Genomic DNA, 20,243 nt, shown 5'->3' on the forward strand with positions numbered 1-20,243 from the left:
TCACCGGCGCTGACATTCCCGCTGCGGCGACCCCAAGTACCCTCCTTAAATTACTAGCTAATCAACGCGAAACTTGGCGTGTGTTGCGTTGCGCGATGCTGTGCCCTATGTGGCACCTCATGACACAGAAATTGCATATAGTTGGCGGCGGCATGGCGGGGTCCGAGGCGGCCTGGCAAGCAGCGGAAATGGGCGTGGATGTTGTAATCCACGAAATGCGGCCCAAAGTGGGCACTTTTGCGCACCAGACCGGTAATCTGGCCGAGATGGTGTGCTCGAACTCCTTCCGCTCGGATGACGACGAACAAAATGCCGTCGGTCTGCTGCATTGGGAAATGCGCGAAGCCAACGGCATCATCATGGGCACCGCCGATACGCATCGCCTGCCCGCCGGTGGCGCATTGGCCGTGGATCGTGATCCGTTTGCTGAAGCAGTGACCGCCAAGCTGCAGGCCCATCCGCGGGTGGAAGTGACAGGCGAAGAAGTCACCGCCCTGCCCGACGACGGCCACTGGATCATTGCGACGGGTCCGTTGACGTCCTCGTCGCTGGGCGAGTCGATCAGGGCCCAGACAGGTGCCGAGGCTCTGGCGTTCTTCGACGCGATCGCGCCCATTGTCTATGCCGACAGCATCGACATGAGCCAGGCGTGGATGCAGTCCCGTTATGACAAGGGCGAAACCGAAGAGGAGCGGACGGCCTATCTGAACTGTCCCATGGACCGCGATCAGTATGAGGCGTTCATCGACGCCCTGTTGGCGGCGGACAAAACAGAATTCCACGAAGGTGAAACTGCCGGGTATTTTGACGGCTGCCTGCCCATCGAGGTTATGGCGGAACGGGGCCGCGAAACGCTGCGCCACGGTCCCATGAAGCCAGTCGGCCTGACCAACCCGCATCAGCCTGACGTCAAACCTCATGCCGTTGTGCAACTGCGCCGAGACAACGCGCTGGGCACTTTGTTCAACATCGTCGGTTTTCAGACCAAGATGAAATACGGCGCTCAGACCGAAGTGTTTCGCATGATCCCGGGGCTTGAGAACGCCAGTTTCGCGCGCCTGGGCGGGATTCATCGCAACACGTTCATCAACTCTCCGACATTGCTGGACGCGCAGATGCGGCTGAAATCAAAACCGAATATTCGGTTTGCCGGCCAGATCACCGGCGTCGAGGGTTATGTGGAAAGCGCTGCAATGGGCTTGTTGGCTGGGCGGCTGGCTGCTGCCGAGATCCTGGGGCGTTCCCTGCCCGAGATCCCGCAGGACAGTGCCATGGGCGCGTTGATACACCACATTACCGGCGGGGCCGAAGCCAAGACCTTTCAACCCATGAACGTCAACTTTGGTCTGTTTCGCCCGGTTGATGGCCTCAAAGGCGGTCGCCGGGGCCGTAAGGACCGGTACAAGGCCTACACCGACCGGGCCAAGACGGAATGGACCGACTGGTTGGCGCATTGCTGACTGGACGCATTGCACCCTACCGGCCTAACATACGGGTATGAGCGACAAATACCTCAAAGACGCCTACGGGCTTGATACGCCCGAGGCGACCCGTACGCATTATCAGAAATGGGCCTCGTCATACGACGCCGAAGTTGGAGCACATGGCTACGCCACGCCTGGTCGCGTGGCCGAGGCGCTTTGGTCCCAGATGCCCGAACCGCAGACGCCTGTTCTGGATTACGGTTGTGGCACGGGTCTGTCCGGCAAGGCCCTGCATGATACGGGATTTCAGGTAATCGATGGTGTGGATCCCACGCCCAAGATGCTTGAAGGGGCGGCCGCTAAGGAGGTTTACAGAAACCTCACGACGTTTGAGATCACCGATCCGGAACCGCTGGAGCAAGATGCCTATAAGGCAATCACCGCGATTGGCGTGATCGGAACCGGTGCCGCCCCGCCAGAGACATTCGACCTGTTGATGAAGGCGCTACCCAAAGGTGGCTTGCTGGCCTTTTCCTTCAACGATCACACGCTTGACGATCCGTCCTTCACCACCCGTTTGAACGATTGGCTGGACATGGGCGCTGCGCGGTTGTTGTTTCGGGAATACGGGCCGCACCTTCCCGGTATGGACCTTAAATCTGACGTATATGTTGTTGAGAAGACGTGACATTCATTACCAGATTTGCCCCATCTCCTACTGGGCCGCTTCATCTTGGCCATGCCTATTCTGCACTTCTTGCCAGTGATATGGCCGCCGCTGCAGGCGGTCAATTTTTATTGCGGATCGAAGACATCGACCGCTCCCGCTGCCGGGCAAATTGGGAAGAGCAGATTTATGACGATCTGACTTGGCTAGGATTGACCTGGCCAGAACCCGTGATGCAGCAATCGTCTCGTGTGTCGACCTACGAAGACGCTCTGAGGGCATTGTGGTCGCGGGGCTTGCTGTACCCGTGCACGTGCAATCGTCGGGACATTGCCGCAGCCGCCGGGGCACCACAGGAAGGTATACCTCTTCATGGGCCGGATGGGATCATTTATCCGGGCACGTGCAGGGATGTGTCAGATCGAACGGGGCCGATCCCGCACGAAACGCCCCTTCGATTGGACATTAAAATGGCTGCGCGTGTGGTTCCAGATCTGTTTAGGATCGCCACTCAACCATCTGCCCAAAAGCCGTTCTTCGAAGAAAATGGCGTGGGACCAAACGGGGAATCGGGCACAGTCGCTTTCACGGCCGATGAGTTACGAGACACAATCGGAGACGTGGTATTGTCCCGGCGCGATATGAGAACATCCTACCATCTATCCGTCGTTCTGGATGATGCGGAACAAGGCGTGTCCCACGTCGTACGCGGTCAGGACCTATTCGAGGCGACGCGTATCCATGTTCTGTTGCAGGCCCTGCTAGGCTTGCCGACACCTGTCTATCACCATCATAAGCTGATCCGAGATGACTTGGGCAAACGTTTGGCCAAACGTGACGATGCTCGCGCCATTTCCAAATACCGCGCCGAAGGCGTTTCCGCGAAACAGATACGGGCAATGGTCGGGCTTTAATTGACCTATTCCATTGGGCCCATAAGTTCGACTTCTGCATCATCCCGAACAGCAGTGTAGAAACAAGTGCGCCGGTTGGTGTGGCAGGCCGCGCCTGTCTGTCGCACCAAAACAAGCAGGCAGTCGCGGTCACAATCAACGCGAAAATCGACCAACTCTTGCATGTGGCCTGAGGTTTCTCCCTTGATCCAGAACGATTGACGCGACCGCGACCAATACGTTACGCGGCGCGTTTCCAGTGTTTTTTCAATCGCTTCGGCGTTCATCCACGCCATCATTAATACCTCGCCCGAGGCCTCATCTTGTGCGATGGCTGGAATCAGACCAGCGTCGTTGTACGTCAGGCTGGACGGATCGAAGGTGACGGTCTCAGACATTGTAAAAACCTTTTGCATCCCGTTGGATGCTCACTATGTATGGGGAACACGCAACGAGGGAAAGCCATGTCTGGCGAGAACGACCTGATAAAGCTGTATTCCGGGCGCATTCTGGCCCTGGCTGCGGATATTCCGCATCTGGAACGACTGGAAAACCCTGATGCGACCGTCAAGAAACGCTCGCCATTGTGCGGATCGACCGTGACCGTGGACGTCAAGGTTGAGGACGGTCACGTGTCCGACTTTGGTCAGGACGTTAAGGCCTGCGCCCTGGGTCAGGCCTCGGCCTCGGTCGTTGGATCCGCTGTAATTGGAACCACGCGCGCGCAAATCGAAACCGCGCGGGATCAACTGTCGGCTATGCTGAAGAAAGACGGCCCTGCTCCGGACGCACCGTTTAACGGGCTGGAAGTTCTTATGCCTGCGCGTGATTACAAGAACCGGCACGCTTCGATTCTGCTGGCGTTGGATGCTACTGCTGAAGCTATGGAAAAAGCCGAACAGGCCAACTGCGCCTGAAGATGGTAATTCAATTCAAACCCATCTAACCTCCGCCAAAGTTTTGGGGAGAATTTGGTTTGAATAGTTTGCTGGAACATTTTGTTACCCTGTGGGTCGTTATTGATCCGATTGGAACAATTCCCGTATTTATCGCCGTTACAGCCGGGCTTGGGGCGGCGGCGCGTCGTAAAACAGCCCTGTTGGCGGCGTTCATAAGTGCCGGGGTTTTGCTGTTCTTCCTTGTCTTTGGACAACTGCTGATCGAGGCGCTGGATATCGGGTTGAACTCGTTCCAAGTGGCCGGAGGGATCATCCTGTTCCTGTTCGCCCTGACGATGATCTTTGGCGAAAGCAAACAAGAGGTTGAACAACGCGCAGCAGAAGACGATCAGGAAGACAAATTCCACAAGCCCAACCCCGCGATCTTTCCGCTGGCGGTACCCTCACTGGCGTCGCCGGGTGCAATGCTGGCCGTGGTTATCCTGACCGACAACAACCGGTTCAGCGTGGCGGATCAAGGCATCACGGCACTGGTTATGTTGTCTGTCGTGGCCATCGCCTTTGTTTTGATGCTGCTGGCCGAACCGATCATTCGACTGATTGGCCATTCCGGTGCTGCCATTATCAGCCGCATCATGGGGATGATCCTGGCATCGGTTGCGGTAAATTCCGTGCTGTCGGCGATGCTGGAAATCTTCAAAACCGGACAGTTGTAAAAAAACCGCCGCTCCTTCCTGGCGGAAAGGGCGGCGGTAGGCAATGCGTGTCTCGCGTGGGATCCGTATTTCCGCGCAGGGCCGAGGCATGGCCCTTTCAAGGGAATTGGGACAGGCAGGTCACCCTTGACAGAAATGGGGACGACGGCGCGGAGTTTTCGGCACGAGATCGCAGGCAGAAAGGGTCAGAACGCTCCGGGAAGGTGAAGGGCAACCACCAGCATCACCACCAATGACACCGCACCTGCCGCATCCTGCAATAGCGTGGAATGCGAACGGCTTATGGCGGTCTTGATCTGGGTCAGCATGGTCTCACCTCCGGTCGGGATTTAATCCTTTGTTGACCTTTTGTTCTCATATTTCGTCGAGTCAGTAAAGAACTTTTTGAGAACATTTGTGAACTCTATAGAACAAAATTGCTAACCCACTGAAATTAAACGGATTGCCTGATCCTGTTTCATAAGCCAAAGTAGAACACGCACCGCCTGCCCACGTTCCGTGGCCAAGGTCGGGTCTTTGCTAAGCAAATTGCGTGCGTCCGTCTGTGCTACAGCCATCAATCCGGCCTGGCGTTCCAGGTCCGCAATCCGGAATTTAGGCAACCCGGATTGGGCCGTACCGATCAGGTCACCTGCGCCGCGCATCTGCAGGTCAGTCTCTGATATCCGGAACCCGTCTTCGGTCTCACGCAGAACTTCCAGCCGTTTGCGCCCACCTTCACTGAGCGGGGGTTGATACATCAACAAGCAGGTCGAGTCCGCCTCACCCCGTCCCACGCGGCCGCGCAGCTGGTGTAGTTGAGCCAACCCGAATATCTCAGCCCGTTCGATCACCATGATCGAGGCGTTCGGAACATTCACGCCAACCTCGATTACAGTCGTGGCAACAAGTACTTTTGTTCGGCCCTCTTGAAACGCGGCCATTGCGGCATCCTTGTCGGACGCGGGCATCTGGCCATGGACCAGGCCGACAATACCCTCGCCCAGTATGGCGCGCAGCCGTTTGAACCGCTCTTCCGCTGCCGTCAGGTCCGAGACTTCGGATTCATCGACCAGCGGACAGACCCAATAGCACTGACGTCCTTCATCGATAGCCCGACGCAAATGCGCCACGACGTCATCCATACGCTCGGTGCTGATAATCGCCGTTTTGATCGGTTTCCGCCCCGGTGGTTTTTCATCCAGAACAGAGACGTCCATGTCCCCATATTGCGCCAAAGCCAGGCTGCGCGGAATCGGTGTCGCGGTCATCACCAGAACATCCGCGCCCTGCCCTTTTTCCGACAACTCCATCCGTTGCCGCACCCCGAACCGGTGCTGTTCATCCACAATGGCCAGTCGCAGGGCATGAAATTCAACATCGCTCTGAAACACTGCATGGGTGCCGACAAGGATGTGAATGTTACCCTGTTTCAGAGCGGCCAGCTTTGCACGCCGTTCAGCGCCCTTGTCCCGCCCAGTCAGGATTTCCAGAACCACCCCGGCTTCTTCGGCAAGCGGGCGCAGGCCTTCCAGATGCTGCCTAGCGAGGATCTCGGTCGGGGCCATCATAACACCCTGCCCACCAGCCTCGACCGCGACCAGAAGCGCCATGAAGGCGACCAGAGTTTTCCCTGCACCCACATCGCCTTGCAGCAATCGGTTCATCCGCGAGTCTGAGCCCATGTCGGCAGTTATTTCCTTGATCGCACGTGTCTGGGCCCCGGTTGGTTTGTAAGGCAGATTAGCAAGAACTTTGGCCTGCAGAGCACCAGTGCCGACGCTCACGATGCCCCGAGCCTTACGCTCGCGCTGTCGCGCCAGAGCCAGCGTCACCTGATGGGCAAACAGTTCGTCATAGGCAAGGCGTTCCCGGGCTGGCGCGTGCGCGGCCACGTCATCCGCCCCCTGTGGGTTATGCGCCGCGGATACAGCCGTCGCCCAATCCGCCCAGCCCTGTTTTGACACTTGCGCAGGGTCAATCCACTCAGCCAGCTGTGGCGCGCGGGCCAATGCGCTACGTGCCGCCTTGTACGCCGTTTTTTGGGTGATGCCCTGTGTCAGGTGATAGACCGGTTCAAATTCTGCTATGTCATCCGCGCTTTCCACGGGCAGCATGTGATCTGGATGGACCATCTGCGCCATGCCGTCGAACAGTTCGAGCTTGCCAGAGATCACACGACGACTGCCTTGCGGCAAAACTTTATTCAAATAATCTCCACGTGCGTGGAAAAAGACCAACTGAAACTCGATCTGCGTGTCTTCGACGTGAACGCGGTAAGCCCCGCCCTTGTTTCGCGACGGCCTGTGGGTGCCGACTGTGACTTCAACCGTCAATGTCGTTGGCAGATCAGCCCCCTGGATTGTATCGCGCCGCCTGCGATCAACGACAGCATACGGTAAGCCGAACAGCACATCGCACGGCGACTCGATCCCCGCCTGCACCATTGTCTGCGCAGTCTTGGGGCCAACGCCCTCCAGCGTCTCCAGCCCGGCGAACAGGGGAAACAGGATCTCAGGACGGCCACTCATGCGGTACCGATCAGGTGCAGCCATTCATCTTCGTCCAGCGTCTCGATCCCAAGCTCTGCTGCTTTCTTGGCTTTTGAACCAGCACCAGGGCCGGCCACCAGCAAATCGGTCTTCTTGCTGACCGAACCAGAGACCTTGGCCCCCAGTGCCTCGGCCCGGGCCTTGGCTTCGGCGCGGGTCATCTTTTCAAGTGACCCTGTAAAGACAACCGTCTTGCCAGCCACCGGACTGCCCGATGTGTCGGGTCGTTTGGCGTCCTGCACGTCCAATTGCTCGACCAAAGCGTCGATGCTGGCGCGTTCTGCGTCCTGAGCAAATGCAGAAACCAACGCGCGCGCCATGACGTCACCTACGCCATCAATACCCAAAAGCTCGTCCCACTCAAGACCTTCGAAATCAGCGGCTGCGGTGACGGCGCGTTCAAATTCTGGCCAGGAGCCATAGTGGTTCGCGATCAGGTTCGATGCGGCCTCTCCGACATGTCGAATGCCCAATGCAAAAAGAAGGCGTCCGAATGGGATTTGGCGTTTTTCATCAATTGCAGCCCAAAGGTTCCCGGCACTTTGGGCACCCCAACCCTTACGGTTGGCGAGCTTGTTGAGATTGGCCGCATCTCTGGTCTGCAGTGTAAAGATGTCCACCGGAGTTTTAATTGGCAAGTCCGGGTCATCGTAGAACATTTCAATCTGCTTGGCGCCCAGCCCTTCGATATCGAACGCTTTCCGAGATACGAAATGTTTCAATTTTTCAACAGCCTGCGCCGGGCAAATAATCCCACCGGTGCAACGTCTAACGGCATCGCCTTCTTCCCGAACCGCATCACTGCCGCATTCCGGACAGGTTGTGGGAAAATCATAAGGTTGCGCGCCATCTGGACGTTTCGAAATATCGACATCCGCCACTTTTGGGATCACGTCGCCCGCGCGATAAACCTGCACCCAGTCGCCGACCCTAATATCTTTCCCATCACGGATCGTACCGCCCTTTGCATCGCGACCGGCGACATAATCCTCGTTATGCAGCGTGGCATTGGACACTACGACGCCACCAACAGTTACCGGGTGCAGCCGGGCAACCGGGCTGAGCGCACCCGTGCGACCCACTTGAATGTCGATGGCCTCTAGCCTTGTCCATGCAAGTTCAGCGGGAAACTTATGCGCAATGGCCCATCTTGGGGTCGTGGACCTGAACCCCAACCGGGCCTGCAGCGCCAAGTCGTTCACCTTGTAGACAACGCCGTCGATGTCATAGCCAAGAGTGGCGCGTTGGGCTTCGATTCTGCGGTAATGTCCGATCAACTGATCTGTTGTTTCGCACAATGCTGTCAGTGGGTTGGTTGAGAAACCGAATTCCGCCAACCGTTCGATGGCACCCATTTGTGTATCGGCCAAAGGGGCCGACAACTCACCCCAGGCATAAGCGAAAAACCGCAGCGGACGGGATCGTGTGATTTTCGCGTCAAGCTGCCTCAACGACCCTGCGGCAGCGTTTCGTGGATTTGAAAATACCTTTTCGCCCAACTCCGTCTGTCGCGAGTTCAGCTTATCGAAGTCTTCATGCGACATGTAAACTTCACCGCGTACTTCCAGAACATCCGGAGCGTTTTGGACGCTGTGCGGAATGTCCGAGATCGTCCGCGCGTTCGAAGTCACGTTTTCACCAATCTCGCCGTCGCCTCGGGTTGCCGCCTGCACGAGCTTCCCCTGTTCATATCTTAGCGATAGGGACAGACCGTCAATCTTGGGTTCAGCAGTAAAACCCAGCTCGGCCGTGTCGCTCAATCCCAGATATTTGCGGATTGACCTGTCAAAATCAGCAACGTCCTCATCGTTGAACGCATTGCCCAACGACATCATTCTGACGGCATGTACGAGTTTTGAAAATCCCTCCGCCGGTCTTGCGCCCACTTGATCTGTGGGGCTGTCGGACCGCTTCAACTCCGGAAAACGCGCCTCGATGTCCGCGTTTCGCCGCTTTAGCGCATCGTAGTCCGCATCCGAGATCTCGGGGGCGTCCTCGGCGTGATACAGCGTGTTGGCCCGCGCAATCAATTCCGCGAGCCGCGCCAGCTCGGCACGTGCTTGATCTTCAGTCAGCTCTGTTACCGCAATTGAGTCGCTCATGGCCTCGCCCTGTCACATAGTCTTTGAACCCAGTGATAGGGCGAGGCCATGGCTAGGTCCAGATGTGCTGTACCATGAGTGAGGGGGTCGCCCTGGACCAACGGCGACCGGATTTCATTTTAGGTCAGGCTCCAACAGCGATCCGACGTTCGTCTAAACTGTTGCTTTGCGGATCGCGCAGCACATAGCCCCTGCCCCAAACAGTTTCGATATAGTTTTCGCCGCCGGTCGCATTGCTGAGTTTCTTGCGAAGTTTGCAGATAAAAACGTCGATAATTTTCAATTCGGGCTCGTCCATACCTCCATAGAGATGGTTCAGGAACATCTCTTTGGTCAGCGTTGTACCCTTCCGCAGGCTCAGCAATTCCAGCATCTGGTATTCCTTGCCGGTCAGATGAACGGCTTTGCCTTCGACCTCAACCGTTTTGGCGTCCAGATTTACCGCGACGCGGCCCGTATGAATGACAGATTGCGAGTGCCCTTTGGACCGCCGAATGATCGCGTGAATACGAGCGACCAGTTCCTCGCGGTGGAACGGTTTGGTCATATAGTCGTCGGCGCCAAAGCCGAAACCTTTGATCTTGCTTTCGGTATCGTCAGCGCCCGACAGGATCAAGATGGGGGTTTCAACACGCGCGATGCGCAGCTGTCTCAGCACTTCGTGCCCGTTCATGTCTGGCAGATTCAGATCCAGAAGGATCAGGTCATAGTCGTACAACTTGGCAAGATCGATGCCTTCCTCGCCCAGGTCCGTCGCATAAACGTTTAGATTGGCATGCGTCAGCATCAATTCGATGCTTTTCGATGTGGTCGGATCATCCTCGACAAGAAGTATACGCATTTACTGCTCCAATTTAGTCAACTTACCAATTTCATAATGAGCCTGATCAAAAATGGTTAATCTGACGTTACCGTTGAATCATTTATTCACATTCATCTTAAAGTTGTCGATATTTTTTTAAGGCCGTGACTTTCAAAGCGTCTGTTCCGTGCTCAGCGACTGCAGAAACCCAGGAATTGAACTCTTCATCGCTAAGCCCATACCGCTTCTTGGCGTCTGACAACGAAATCAGCCCGTAAAGAACGCCGCGCACCACAACCACCTTGCGCGATGCGACCCATCTGGTCGTCTCTGCAGGTGGTAGATCGCTACGCGATAAAACCGTTCCATCCGGCAGGGTTACGGACCTTGGCCCTTCGACTTTGTGCAAATACATCTCTTGACCCTTTTTCAGCTGCGACAAAGCTGCCAACAGCCTACTTAATGTCGCGTGAAACCGCCCCTTGAGAGTGTGTAGAATTTTCCTATATTCTGCCGGTCTTTCTTAACCCGTACTGGAATCGTCATGGCCCTCGATACCGAGACACCGCTGAACTCGCTTGGCTTTGCCAAACCCCCGTCGGAAACGCGGGTGGTTGTTGCCATGTCCGGTGGTGTGGACAGCTCTGTCGTCGCTGCTTATCTGGCCGATCAGGGCTACGACGTCGTTGGCGTAACGCTACAGCTGTACGACCACGGCGCGGCCCTGGCCAAAAAAGGTGCCTGTTGCGCGGGGATTGATATCCATGACGCTCGGCGTGTGGCGGAAGAACGCGGCTTTCCCCATTATGTTCTGGATTACGAGAACATCTTCAAAGATGCCGTGATCGACGAATTCGCCGACAGTTATCTGGCTGGTGCAACCCCTGTACCATGCATCCGTTGCAACGAACGCGTGAAGTTCAAGGACCTCCTGGAAACCGCCAAGGACCTTGAAGCCGACTGCATGGCGACTGGTCACTATATCCAGCGCAAGATGGGCGCGAACGGGCCAGAGCTGCACAGCGCCGAGGATGCGAACCGGGATCAATCTTATTTCCTGTTTTCCACCACGCCTGAGCAGTTGGACTTTCTGCGATTTCCTCTGGGCCATTTGCCCTCGAAGGACGCGACCCGAGAGATGGCCGCGCAATACGGGCTGTCGGTGGCGGACAAGCCCGACAGTCAGGACATCTGCTTTGTGCCCAATGGCAACTATGCCAGTGTGATCGAAAAGCTGCGCCCCGGTGCAGCGGAACCAGGTGAGATCGTACATTCCGACGGTCGGGTGCTGGCGCAGCATAATGGCGTCATCCACTACACCATCGGTCAGCGCCGCGGTCTGGGTATCGGCGGGCTGAGCGAGCCTTTGTATGTGGTGAAGCTGGACGTAGACAAAAAGCAGGTTGTCGTTGGCCCGAAAGAGCTGCTGGCGACCCGGACCGTTCCGGTGCGCGAGATCAACTGGCTGGGGGATGAGCCTTTTACGTCGCGCGACGAATGGCATTTGTCGGTCAAGGTGCGGTCGACCCGCCCGCCGCGCGAGGCGATTGTCCGACCTCTTTCTGAAACGACTGCCGAAGTCGAATTGCTGACACCCGAGGAAGGCATTTCGCCCGGTCAGGCCTGCGTGTTCTATTCCAATGAAAGCAGCCGCATATACGGCGGCGGCTGGATCTGGCGCGGTTACTGAGGCGTCCGGATCACAAGACGTCGGTCGGGCTGTTCACCAGAATATACAGTCCGACTGCCACCATGATGTAAGGCGCAATCCTATCAAGGCGGGCAAAACGCGGCCCTAAAACCTGTGCGCGTGGTGCGCCCCAACTTGCAATTCCGATTAGTGTCGCCAGTGCACATCCGGCCCCGATCAAGGCCGTCAACCGAAATGCTGGCGTCGAATCCGCGAATAGCGGAGTCATAGCCGCAAGCGTGTCAATCGATAGCGTCAAAAACAGCGCGACGACTGAGGTGATAGCCCCAGTATCGGGCAGTTGACGCCCGCCCGAGCCTTTCCGTTGCTGCCAAATGCCATAAAGGCCCAGAGACAACGGGATAATCCCAAGATAACCGACCCAATTCAGAAACCGGCTGTGATCCAGCCCGCTGGCAATCACAAGCGACACGCTCAGAATTATCATTTGCGCCGCGGCAAAGCCAAAGACGGCCCGGCGCGTTTCCATCACCATGATCAGTCCAAACAGGATGACCAGATTGTCCAGGTTAGTTGATATGGTCACGATCGCAGCGGAAAATGCGAACAGGATGTGTTCAATCATGGCGATTGGGCAGCCTGTTCAAAACCGCTCGGGCGGCGCGCAGGCCCGGCGCTTCACCACCCCGGCCCAGACGATCCATGGTCACGTCCATAGCGCTGCGCTGCGCATCCGGACTGGTGGCAACGTCCGACAATGCCGTGGCAATCTTATTCGGTTCGCAATCATCCAGCAGGCATTCGGGGACCGCGCGTGTTTCAGACACCAGATTGACAAGGGTCGCCGTGTCCAGATTCACCATGCGCTTTGCGATCAGAGTCGTCAGCCAGTTCAGATTGTAGGCTATCACCATTGGCGTGGCCTGTGCCGCCAGTTCCAATGAAACTGTCCCAGACGCCGCCAGCGCAAGGTCGGCCGCAGCAAAAGCCGCCCTTTTCTGCGCCTGAGCCTGGTCCGAGGGCAAGTCCCGCGGATCAACTACGACTGGCGACCCTGGCCAGTCCTGAACATGTTCGGTGACCGCATCAACCATATGGGCCACAGCTGGCACGACCACGCGCGTGTCAGGGTGCTGTTTCAAAAACAGGCTTAACGCCTGACCAAAGACCGGAGCCAGACGATCCACCTCACCCCGCCGCGAACCGGGCAAGGCCAGAACAATGGGCGCTTGGCCTAGGCCGTATGCCTCGCGAAAAGCCTGAATGTCTTGTTCGGTCGCCACTGGTTCGCTGACCACCGGGTGCCCGACAAAGTCACATTCCATCCCCGCGCGCTGCATATAGGGCGGCTCGAATGGCAACAGCGCCAGCACATGATCGATGACCTTGGCCATCTTGTCCGCACGCCCGGGACGCCAGGCCCAGACGCTGGGGGCGACATAGTGAACTGTGCGAATAGTACTTTGCGCTTTGACCAACTTGGCAACACGCAGCGAAAAATCCGGACTGTCGATGGTGATCAGAACATCTGGATTGCTATCCAGAACAGCCTGCGCTGTCTCAGAAATCCGACGTTTGAGGTGAAAAAACTTGGGAAGAACTTCAACCAAGCCCATGACCGACAGTTCGGACATAGGAAACAGGCTGTCCAACCCTTGTGCCTTCATCAGCGGGCCGCCAACGCCCTGAAATTCAACTCCGGGTACAAGTGCGCGCAGGCCTTCCATCAAAGCCCCGCCAAGCCGGTCCCCCGAAGGTTCACCGGCGACGACGAAAACCCGCATCAGTTCGCCCGCTCGCGGACATACAAAAACAGGCCCAGCCGGTCACATTCCGCAATCACGCGGTCTTTCTCAAGCACAAGAACGCCGCCCTTTTCGATCACAATTCCCGACAGCCCCGCCGCAACTGCGCCAGACACAGTATCAGGCCCGATCGCAGGCAGATCTGCACGAACGTCCTGATCTGGTTTCGGGGCTTTGAACAGAATGCCGCCGCCCGCATCGGGGCGCTGAGTCAGTGACTGCAACATCCATGCAGTGCCAAAAATACCCTCAATCGCCAGCGCCTGCCGTTTTGAAACCACGCAGGCCTGCCCCACATCCGCAGCACCCATCGCCCGGACGATACCCGATGCACGGTCCGCATCCGTCAGATCGGCCTCGGACGGTTGCGCCTGCGTCAAAGACCCAAGTTTCGGAAGAAGGTTAGGTGCGATTTCATGGGCAGCCTTAACCTCCAGACCTGCATCCTCAAAAATGCCGATAACGGCGCGCAGCGCCGCGTCATCGCCAGACATGATGGCTTGTTGCAGGATTGGGACCAAAGGCATTGTTGCAACATCGATCCTTGCAGGATCAATGGGCGGGCGGCCTACGGCACCTGCCATGCAGATCTGGGTCACACCCCGCGCCTTGATGTCGGTGATAAAGGTTCCAACCTGTTCCAGGGGAAACTCGACATCCGGGGTCAGAGTGTCAGGACGGAACCCCTCCATCGCGCAGACCACCGGGCGGTCGGGCAGTTGCGCGACAACTTCACCCGGCAAAACGCCTGTTCCAGCAATCAGCGCCAGCATTGTTTATTTCCCCGGTGTAAGGAAAGACCGATCCGAATGTCCGGTCACGAAATCGACGATCCGCTGAACGTATTCACTTTCGTTATCCGTGCCGACCCGGTGCGCGCGCTCCATGAACGTACCATCGCCAGTCGACAATTCGCGGAAGGCCGCCCGCAAAGCGGCAATATCCTCACGTGAGACACCGCGCCGTTTGAGGCCGACGAGATTTAGACCATCAAGTTCGCCACGCGGCGCCTGAACCAGGCCATATGGGATCACGTCATTCGGAACCATGGTCAACGCGCCGATAATCGCGCCGCGCCCAACACGGACCCACTGGTGCAATCCAGAGATACCACCGACAATCACGTCGTCCTCAATGATGCAATGACCCGCTGCGCCGGCATGGTTCACCATGATCACCCGATTGCCAATCTGGACATCGTGGGCCACATGCACGCCCGCCATCAGCAGGCAATCATCCCCAATCCGCGTAACGCCGCCGCCGCCGTCGGTCCCGGTATTCACCGTGACATGTTCGCGAATCCGGTTGCGTTTACCGATCTCAAGGCGCGTATTCTCACCACCGAACTTCAAATCCTGTGGGATCTCTCCAATGACCGAAAAGTTGAAGATCACGGTCTCTTCACCAACCGAGGTATCGCCGGTCACCACAACATGCGATTTCAGCTCGACCCGATCCGCAAGCTTGACCTGAGGACCCACATAGCAAAACGGACCAACGACGCAGCCTTCACCAATCTGCGCGCCTTCTTCGATGATTGCGCTTGGATGGATGCCGCTCATGTGGTCTTTTCCATGTCCCAATCGACATAGGCCGAAAACTCAGCCTCGGCCGCGACCTCTCCTTCGACCGTGGCACGGCCACTGAATTTGAAGATCTTGCCACCCTTTTTACCGCGAACCGTTTCGACATGCATCTCAAGCACGTCACCCGGGATTACCTTGCGACGGAATTTGCATTTGTCGATGTTCATGAAATAGATCAGCAGCTCGCTGTCGATCACATCCATGCCCACGCCCAGCATGACCCCTGCGGTCTGCGCCATCGCCTCGACAATGGTCACGCCCGGCATGATCGGGGTTCCCGGAAAATGGCCCTGGAAATGTGGCTCGTTCATGGTGACATTCTTGATGCCAACAGCCGATTGAAAGCCCGAGATATCGACGACCTTGTCGACCAGCAGAAACGGATAGCGGTGAGGCAATATCCGCTGGATCAGCTGAATGTCTGCGCTTTTGGTTTCCGTGGTCATAGTGCAGTCGTCCCGTTCTGGATTTCTCTTTGACGCGTGGTTAGCAACACCGCGCCTTAAGGGCAAGCAAACCTATTCTTTGCTTTCGTCTTCAAGTTGGCTGCCATCGCCAATCTGTTCATTGATCCGCGCAATCGCCGTGTCCGTCACATCAGTTCGGTCCGAGCTGAGAAAGACATTGGAACGTTCGATAACCACAGACGCCCCGGATTCGCGCAACAATTCGATCAGGATCGGTTGCACAAGAACCAGAAAGGTCTGCCGCGCTTCTTCGCTTCGGCGCGCTAGGGCGTCCAGTTTGGCGCGCTGACTTTCGCGATGTGTCTGAACCTTGTTGTCGAACGCCTCGGCCAGCGGGCGAAACTCTTCAGTTGGCAGTTCTGCGCGCTTTTCGGTCAGGTCTTTTTCTTCCCTACTCAGTTCAGCGACAATTCGTTCATTCTCGTCGGCCAGCAATGCGCCTTCACTTTCGATCTCGCGCATGACGCGCCGACCGAATTGCGACTCGGAAAACAACCGGTCGCTGGACAGGGTCAGAACATTCGCCTGAGGAACGCCCAATTGCTGCGCTTGAGCGGTCGACACGCAGGCCAGCGCCAGAAAAACGCACAGGGCCCGAAATGGGCCCTGTGCAATTAATTTTATCAAGTTCAGCATCTGGCGATCAGAACCGCGCCTGAACGGTCAGGTCAAAGTTCTGTTCCTTGTCGAAGTCTTCTTTCTTCAAAGCTTTCGAGAAGTTGAACCGCAGGGGCCCAAAAGGCGTTTCCCACAGAACCGACACACCGATCACGTGGCGAACAGACCCGTCCGCGCCCACGATGTCGGCACCGGCAGTGTTCACGTTGTTGATGTTGTAGACGTTACCAACATCGTAGAACACACCGCCGCGCAGACCAAGTTCTTCGGGCAGGCCAAGAGGGAAGTCTGATTCAAAGCGGGCAACCCAGTAATAGTTACCACCGATCGCATCGTCCTGACCGTTCGACAGGTCACGCGGACCCAGACCCGCGGGTTCAAAGCCACGGAACGTGTTCGGACCAATCAAGAAGCGGTCGATCACGCGGCTGAAGTCGTCGCCCTGCCAATGCAGGGCACCTACTTCCATCGATGCCCGCAGAACAACTTCCTCGTTCAGGACACGTGTCTGCGCGATGCCGCGCGCTGTGGTCTTGTAGAACTCGTTGTCGCCGCCAAGACCGGCTGCATCAACGCCTACCTCAAACAAAACGCCCGCATTCGGGTTCAAACCACCGCGACGGCTATCATAGAGGTAGGATACGCCCAGCGTGCTGGATGTCCGCTTGCCCTGCTCGATTTCCGAAGCGATAACAGCACCGTTCACTTCATCGTCCTGCTGCGTCATCTCGCTGCGGTTCCATCCATAGCGGAGACGGAGCGAAGACAATTCGCTGATTGCGTAGCTCAGCTGCGGCTCGAAGAAGACGCGCTTGGTATCGTAGCTTGCAAAACTCGAATTCGTCGATGCCAGACCAAGACCGAGATCGAACTGCAACCGGCGACCCAGCAAATATGGTTCGGTGAAGTTAATGATGTATTGCTCGGAATCCTGCGCCGTCGAAAGGGTCAACCCAAGGTTTTGACCGCGACCCAGGAAGTTGGATTCGTTCAGGCCAATTGCAATCCCGAAACCGTCTGAAATCGAGTAGCTACCACCAAGGCTTAACGAGCCGGTGGGCTGTTCTTCGACGTCCACATCCACAATCACCTGGCTGGGCGTGGAGCCTTCGCGCGGCTCAACATCTGCCACGGCAAAGAATCCAAGGGCACGGATACGTTCGGCACTCTGGCGGATTTCACGCGGGTTGAACGGATCACCTTCGACCGTATCGAACTGACGGCGGATCACGCGGTCAAGTGTCGTTGTGTTGCCTTCGATGTCGATACGTTCAACAAAGATCCGCGGACCTCTGGTCAGAACAAACTGAACATCCAGCGTCAGATCACGTGGATTGCGCGTGACCCGCGGTTCGACCCGCAGGAAATCAACACCCTGTTTCAAACCCAACCGTTCCTGGCGGGCGATCGAGCTTTCGATCAGCGACGGGGAATAGGTCACACCTGGACGGATTTTTAACGCTGCTTGATATGCGGCAGGGTCCACCCCGGGAATTTCACTGACGGTCGAAATCTTACCGAACGAAAATTTTTGCCCTTCGGTGATGTTCATCACCAGAAAGAAGGCGTCACGTTCGCGGGTAAATTCGACGTTTGCGCTGTTCACACGGAAATCGACGTATCCGCGCGACAGATAAAAGTCGCGGATGACCTGTTTATCAAATTCGATTCGGTCAGCGATAAACGTGTCGCCGCGCAGGAACGTGCGCAGAATGTTGGCTTGCTTAGTCTCAAGAACTCGGCGCAAGCGGCGATCCGAATATGCCCGGTTGCCGACAAAGCTAACACGCTCGACCTCGATCGTGGTGCCCTCGGCAATTTCAAAGACAAGATCGACGCGGTTGTCGCTGCGGCGAATGATGCGCGGGATGACGGTCGCGGAAACGCGGCCCTGCGCGGAATAGATTTCGGCGATCTGATCCGCGTCGGCTTCAGCAAGCTGTGGAGTGAAAACCCGGCGGGGCTGAGAATTGATCGCCTCAAGCAGAACATCGTCCTTTACGCGACGATTGCCTTCGATGCTGATCTGGTTGATCGTCGGATATTCCTCGACCTCGATCACCAGAGTGCTTCCACGCGGCGTCAGTTCAACTGTCTCAAAAACACCACTGTCAAGCAAACGCTGAAACGCATCGTTTAACTGTCCGGCGGTCACTGTCTGGCCGGGTTGGATTCCAGTCCGGGCAATGATTGTCGAACTTTCGATCCGCCTGTTACCCTCAACATCGAACGAATTGATAGTGTAGCTTTGCGCGCGCGCAACCTCCGGCAGGAAGGTAAAGCTTGCTACAAAAACAAAAGAAAAAATACGTAGCGTCTGCCACAAAATATTGTTTGCTGGCTTCTGCCCCCCGCAGGATGTGCCTGCGCCTCGCCTATCAGTCATTTTTTTCTACCCGAATTTTAGGACTTTATTGTTGAGTAGCGAGATTAGGTTTCCTTGTCAAAAGACGAAAACACAAAGCGGCCCAGTGGGCCGCTGCTAATCATGTTCAATTTTTGGTAAGAATCACATGTTGGCCAAGAAAGTCCAGCCGCCGATGGCGAGCGCAGTCGCACCGAAAAACAGCAAAAAGTCCCAGTTCAACATGAACAGGAAGCTAAAGCTTTGATACGATTTTCGAAGTGCCTTGGTCATTTGAGTATCTGCCACATAAAATTGAGACGCGATAAAATTATCTGCGGATTGAGGCGAAATTGCGGCTTTTGTTGGCGCGTAAGGCCATAATCAGCAAAACAGATCGTTGGTCAGTGCGAAGATCATCAAGCCGAGGATCAAGGAGACCCCTACCCCCATCAAAATCTTCAGCGCGCCATCGCTTGGCGGTTTGCCAGTTACAGCTTCATAGGCATAAAACACCAGATGACCGCCGTCCAAGGCCGGGATCGGAAACAGATTCAGCAAACCGACTGCTGTAGACAGCACAGCAATAAAGAAGATGAAGCTTTGCGCACCCTGGCTGGCCATCGCCCCCGAAGTTTCGGCAATACCAATCGGGCCGGTCATGTTGCAGGTGCTGATGGCACCGGTAATCATGTGCCAGATACCTGACAGTGAGCCGTCTATGACACGCAGAGTTTGACGTGCGCCGCCCGAAATGGATTCGAGAACACCAGCCGATTCAGTCGCAGGTTCCAGCATCATGCCGCCAACGATACCAATGCGCCAATGCGTGACAAAGCCGCCTTCTGCCTGTGGTTCATCGGTGCGGCGCGGGGCAAGGGCGAATTCAAGATCGGCCCCGTCGCGCCAGACATTCAAGAGCAGAACTTTCCCGTCGGACCCTTCGACATGCTCTTTCAACTGATCGAAAGCATAAATTGGGTCTCCGTTGACCGAAGTGATGACATCACCGCGCTGAAGGTCGATATCCATGGCCGCACTGCGCGGGCTAACCTGCTGGATCAGTGGCGGAAACAGCCAGGGGCCCGTCACATCCATGGTCTGATCATCGCGGATGACCGTATAATCCAGAACAGGTTCCACCGGCAGCGCGTCAACAAAGTCTGTCCATGCGCCCTCCTCGTCGAAATCGGGCACCGCAACGCCGCCAATGGCGACGATTTCGTCACCGTCCTGCAATTGCTGAACAGTGCCGGGCAAAGGGTGCAAGGTCCCAACTGTCAGTGGATCTTTGGTCACGCCCTGGGTCAGGAAAATCAAACCAAACACCAGGATCGACATGATGAAATTGAAAACCGGACCTGCGGCAACCGTGGCCGACCGGGCCCAAAGAGGTGCCCCATGCATGGTGCGACGCAGATCCTCCGGGCTTTGCTCGGAAATTTCCTCCATCGCCGTTTCGTCTTTGCCCGACGCCGCGTTCGCGTCGCCCAGAAATTTGACATACCCACCAAAAGGCAGCGCGGCGATCTGCCACCGCGTGCCGCGCTTGTCGATGCGGCTCCAAAGAACCGGGCCAAACCCGACCGAGAACACCTCGGCATGAATACCGGACCAGCGTCCAACAATGTAGTGGCCGTACTCGTGCACCGCCACGATCACCGAAAGTGCGATGACAAAGGCAATGATCGTATACAGAAAATTGCCGAACTGAGGGATCAGAGAAAGTACGTCCAAA

Annotated in this window: 21 protein-coding genes; 6 read left to right on the forward strand and 15 right to left on the reverse strand. The window is 56.5% G+C overall.

Features of this window, described 5'->3' with window-relative positions; all coding sequences use genetic code 11:
* Window positions 1-119 precede the first annotated feature (119 nt).
* The 3 genes from trmFO to gluQRS are packed head-to-tail and all read left to right on the forward strand — an operon-like array spanning window position 120 to window position 3,005.
* The gene (gene trmFO / locus AC2FI9_RS01690) at window positions 120-1,460 is read left to right on the forward strand and encodes a methylenetetrahydrofolate--tRNA-(uracil(54)-C(5))-methyltransferase (FADH(2)-oxidizing) TrmFO (protein ID WP_496764972.1); all 1,341 of its coding nucleotides are present in this window, start codon (window positions 120-122) and stop codon (window positions 1,458-1,460) included.
* 37 nt (window positions 1,461-1,497) lie between these two features.
* Window positions 1,498-2,112: a class I SAM-dependent DNA methyltransferase gene (locus tag AC2FI9_RS01695; protein ID WP_496764974.1), complete on the forward strand. Its 615-nt coding sequence runs from the start codon at window positions 1,498-1,500 to the stop codon at window positions 2,110-2,112.
* A complete protein-coding gene (gluQRS, locus tag AC2FI9_RS01700) occupies window positions 2,109-3,005 on the forward strand; it encodes a tRNA glutamyl-Q(34) synthetase GluQRS (protein ID WP_496764977.1) in 897 nt (298 codons plus the stop codon). The genes AC2FI9_RS01695 and gluQRS overlap by 4 nt, the downstream gene beginning before the upstream one ends.
* A gap of 5 nt (window positions 3,006-3,010) precedes the next feature.
* Here the strand turns inward: gluQRS and hisI are convergent, their stop codons facing one another.
* Window positions 3,011-3,400 (reverse strand): phosphoribosyl-AMP cyclohydrolase, encoded by a 390-nt coding sequence (hisI, locus tag AC2FI9_RS01705; RefSeq protein WP_496695431.1) that lies wholly within the window; start codon window positions 3,398-3,400, stop codon window positions 3,011-3,013.
* 48 nt (window positions 3,401-3,448) lie between these two features.
* Between hisI and AC2FI9_RS01710 the strand changes: the two genes are divergently transcribed.
* Both AC2FI9_RS01710 and AC2FI9_RS01715 read left to right on the forward strand, forming a co-directional pair.
* Window positions 3,449-3,901, forward strand: a complete 453-nt coding sequence (locus tag AC2FI9_RS01710; RefSeq protein ID WP_282118465.1) for an iron-sulfur cluster assembly scaffold protein — start codon at window positions 3,449-3,451, stop codon at window positions 3,899-3,901.
* Between the two features lie 59 nt (window positions 3,902-3,960).
* A complete protein-coding gene (locus AC2FI9_RS01715; protein ID WP_058277905.1) occupies window positions 3,961-4,599 on the forward strand; it encodes a MarC family protein in 639 nt (212 codons plus the stop codon).
* Window positions 4,600-4,784: 185 nt separating this feature from the next.
* On the opposite strand, the gene AC2FI9_RS01720 is transcribed toward AC2FI9_RS01715, so the two are convergent.
* The 5 genes from AC2FI9_RS01720 to sciP form a co-directional block, all read right to left on the reverse strand.
* The gene (locus AC2FI9_RS01720; RefSeq protein WP_255414864.1) at window positions 4,785-4,907 is read right to left on the reverse strand and encodes a hypothetical protein; all 123 of its coding nucleotides are present in this window, start codon (window positions 4,905-4,907) and stop codon (window positions 4,785-4,787) included.
* Window positions 4,908-5,018: 111 nt separating this feature from the next.
* A complete protein-coding gene (gene recG, locus AC2FI9_RS01725) occupies window positions 5,019-7,109 on the reverse strand; it encodes an ATP-dependent DNA helicase RecG (protein WP_496765349.1) in 2,091 nt (696 codons plus the stop codon).
* Complete coding sequence (gene ligA, locus AC2FI9_RS01730; protein ID WP_496764982.1) at window positions 7,106-9,232, reverse strand: NAD-dependent DNA ligase LigA; 2,127 nt, start codon at window positions 9,230-9,232, stop codon at window positions 7,106-7,108. The genes recG and ligA overlap by 4 nt, the downstream gene beginning before the upstream one ends.
* 124 nt (window positions 9,233-9,356) lie before the next feature.
* Entirely contained in the window at window positions 9,357-10,073 is a 717-nt protein-coding gene (gene ctrA, locus AC2FI9_RS01735; protein ID WP_496733195.1) for a response regulator transcription factor CtrA, read from the reverse strand.
* A gap of 97 nt (window positions 10,074-10,170) precedes the next feature.
* Window positions 10,171-10,449, reverse strand: a complete 279-nt coding sequence (gene sciP, locus AC2FI9_RS01740; RefSeq protein ID WP_496722773.1) for a CtrA inhibitor SciP — start codon at window positions 10,447-10,449, stop codon at window positions 10,171-10,173.
* Window positions 10,450-10,578: 129 nt separating this feature from the next.
* On the opposite strand from sciP, the gene mnmA reads away from it, so the two are divergent.
* A complete protein-coding gene (mnmA, locus tag AC2FI9_RS01745; RefSeq protein WP_496764986.1) occupies window positions 10,579-11,724 on the forward strand; it encodes a tRNA 2-thiouridine(34) synthase MnmA in 1,146 nt (381 codons plus the stop codon).
* A 10-nt stretch (window positions 11,725-11,734) separates the two neighbouring features.
* On the opposite strand, the gene AC2FI9_RS01750 is transcribed toward mnmA, so the two are convergent.
* The 9 genes from AC2FI9_RS01750 to rseP form a co-directional block, all read right to left on the reverse strand.
* Complete coding sequence (locus AC2FI9_RS01750) at window positions 11,735-12,310, reverse strand: hypothetical protein (protein ID WP_496765360.1); 576 nt, start codon at window positions 12,308-12,310, stop codon at window positions 11,735-11,737.
* Window positions 12,303-13,469, reverse strand: a complete 1,167-nt coding sequence (gene lpxB / locus AC2FI9_RS01755) for a lipid-A-disaccharide synthase (protein ID WP_496764988.1) — start codon at window positions 13,467-13,469, stop codon at window positions 12,303-12,305. The genes AC2FI9_RS01750 and lpxB overlap by 8 nt, the downstream gene beginning before the upstream one ends.
* A complete protein-coding gene (locus AC2FI9_RS01760; protein ID WP_496764990.1) occupies window positions 13,469-14,263 on the reverse strand; it encodes an LpxI family protein in 795 nt (264 codons plus the stop codon). The genes lpxB and AC2FI9_RS01760 overlap by 1 nt, the downstream gene beginning before the upstream one ends.
* 3 nt (window positions 14,264-14,266) lie before the next feature.
* The gene (gene lpxA, locus AC2FI9_RS01765; protein WP_058277897.1) at window positions 14,267-15,052 is read right to left on the reverse strand and encodes an acyl-ACP--UDP-N-acetylglucosamine O-acyltransferase; all 786 of its coding nucleotides are present in this window, start codon (window positions 15,050-15,052) and stop codon (window positions 14,267-14,269) included.
* Window positions 15,049-15,522: a 3-hydroxyacyl-ACP dehydratase FabZ gene (fabZ, locus tag AC2FI9_RS01770; protein WP_496764997.1), complete on the reverse strand. Its 474-nt coding sequence runs from the start codon at window positions 15,520-15,522 to the stop codon at window positions 15,049-15,051. Before fabZ ends, lpxA begins: the two co-directional genes overlap by 4 nt.
* Window positions 15,523-15,594: 72 nt before the next feature.
* Window positions 15,595-16,179, reverse strand: a complete 585-nt coding sequence (locus tag AC2FI9_RS01775; RefSeq protein WP_496764999.1) for an OmpH/Skp family outer membrane protein — start codon at window positions 16,177-16,179, stop codon at window positions 15,595-15,597.
* A gap of 7 nt (window positions 16,180-16,186) precedes the next feature.
* Entirely contained in the window at window positions 16,187-18,547 is a 2,361-nt protein-coding gene (gene bamA, locus AC2FI9_RS01780) for an outer membrane protein assembly factor BamA (protein ID WP_496765001.1), read from the reverse strand.
* A 123-nt stretch (window positions 18,548-18,670) separates the two neighbouring features.
* The gene (locus AC2FI9_RS01785; protein ID WP_282151161.1) at window positions 18,671-18,799 is read right to left on the reverse strand and encodes a hypothetical protein; all 129 of its coding nucleotides are present in this window, start codon (window positions 18,797-18,799) and stop codon (window positions 18,671-18,673) included.
* A gap of 90 nt (window positions 18,800-18,889) precedes the next feature.
* Window positions 18,890-20,242 (reverse strand): RIP metalloprotease RseP, encoded by a 1,353-nt coding sequence (gene rseP, locus AC2FI9_RS01790; RefSeq protein ID WP_496765006.1) that lies wholly within the window; start codon window positions 20,240-20,242, stop codon window positions 18,890-18,892.
* Window position 20,243 lies beyond the last annotated feature (1 nt).

The sequence above is a fragment of the Ruegeria sp. CDSA246 genome, assembly GCF_059611225.1.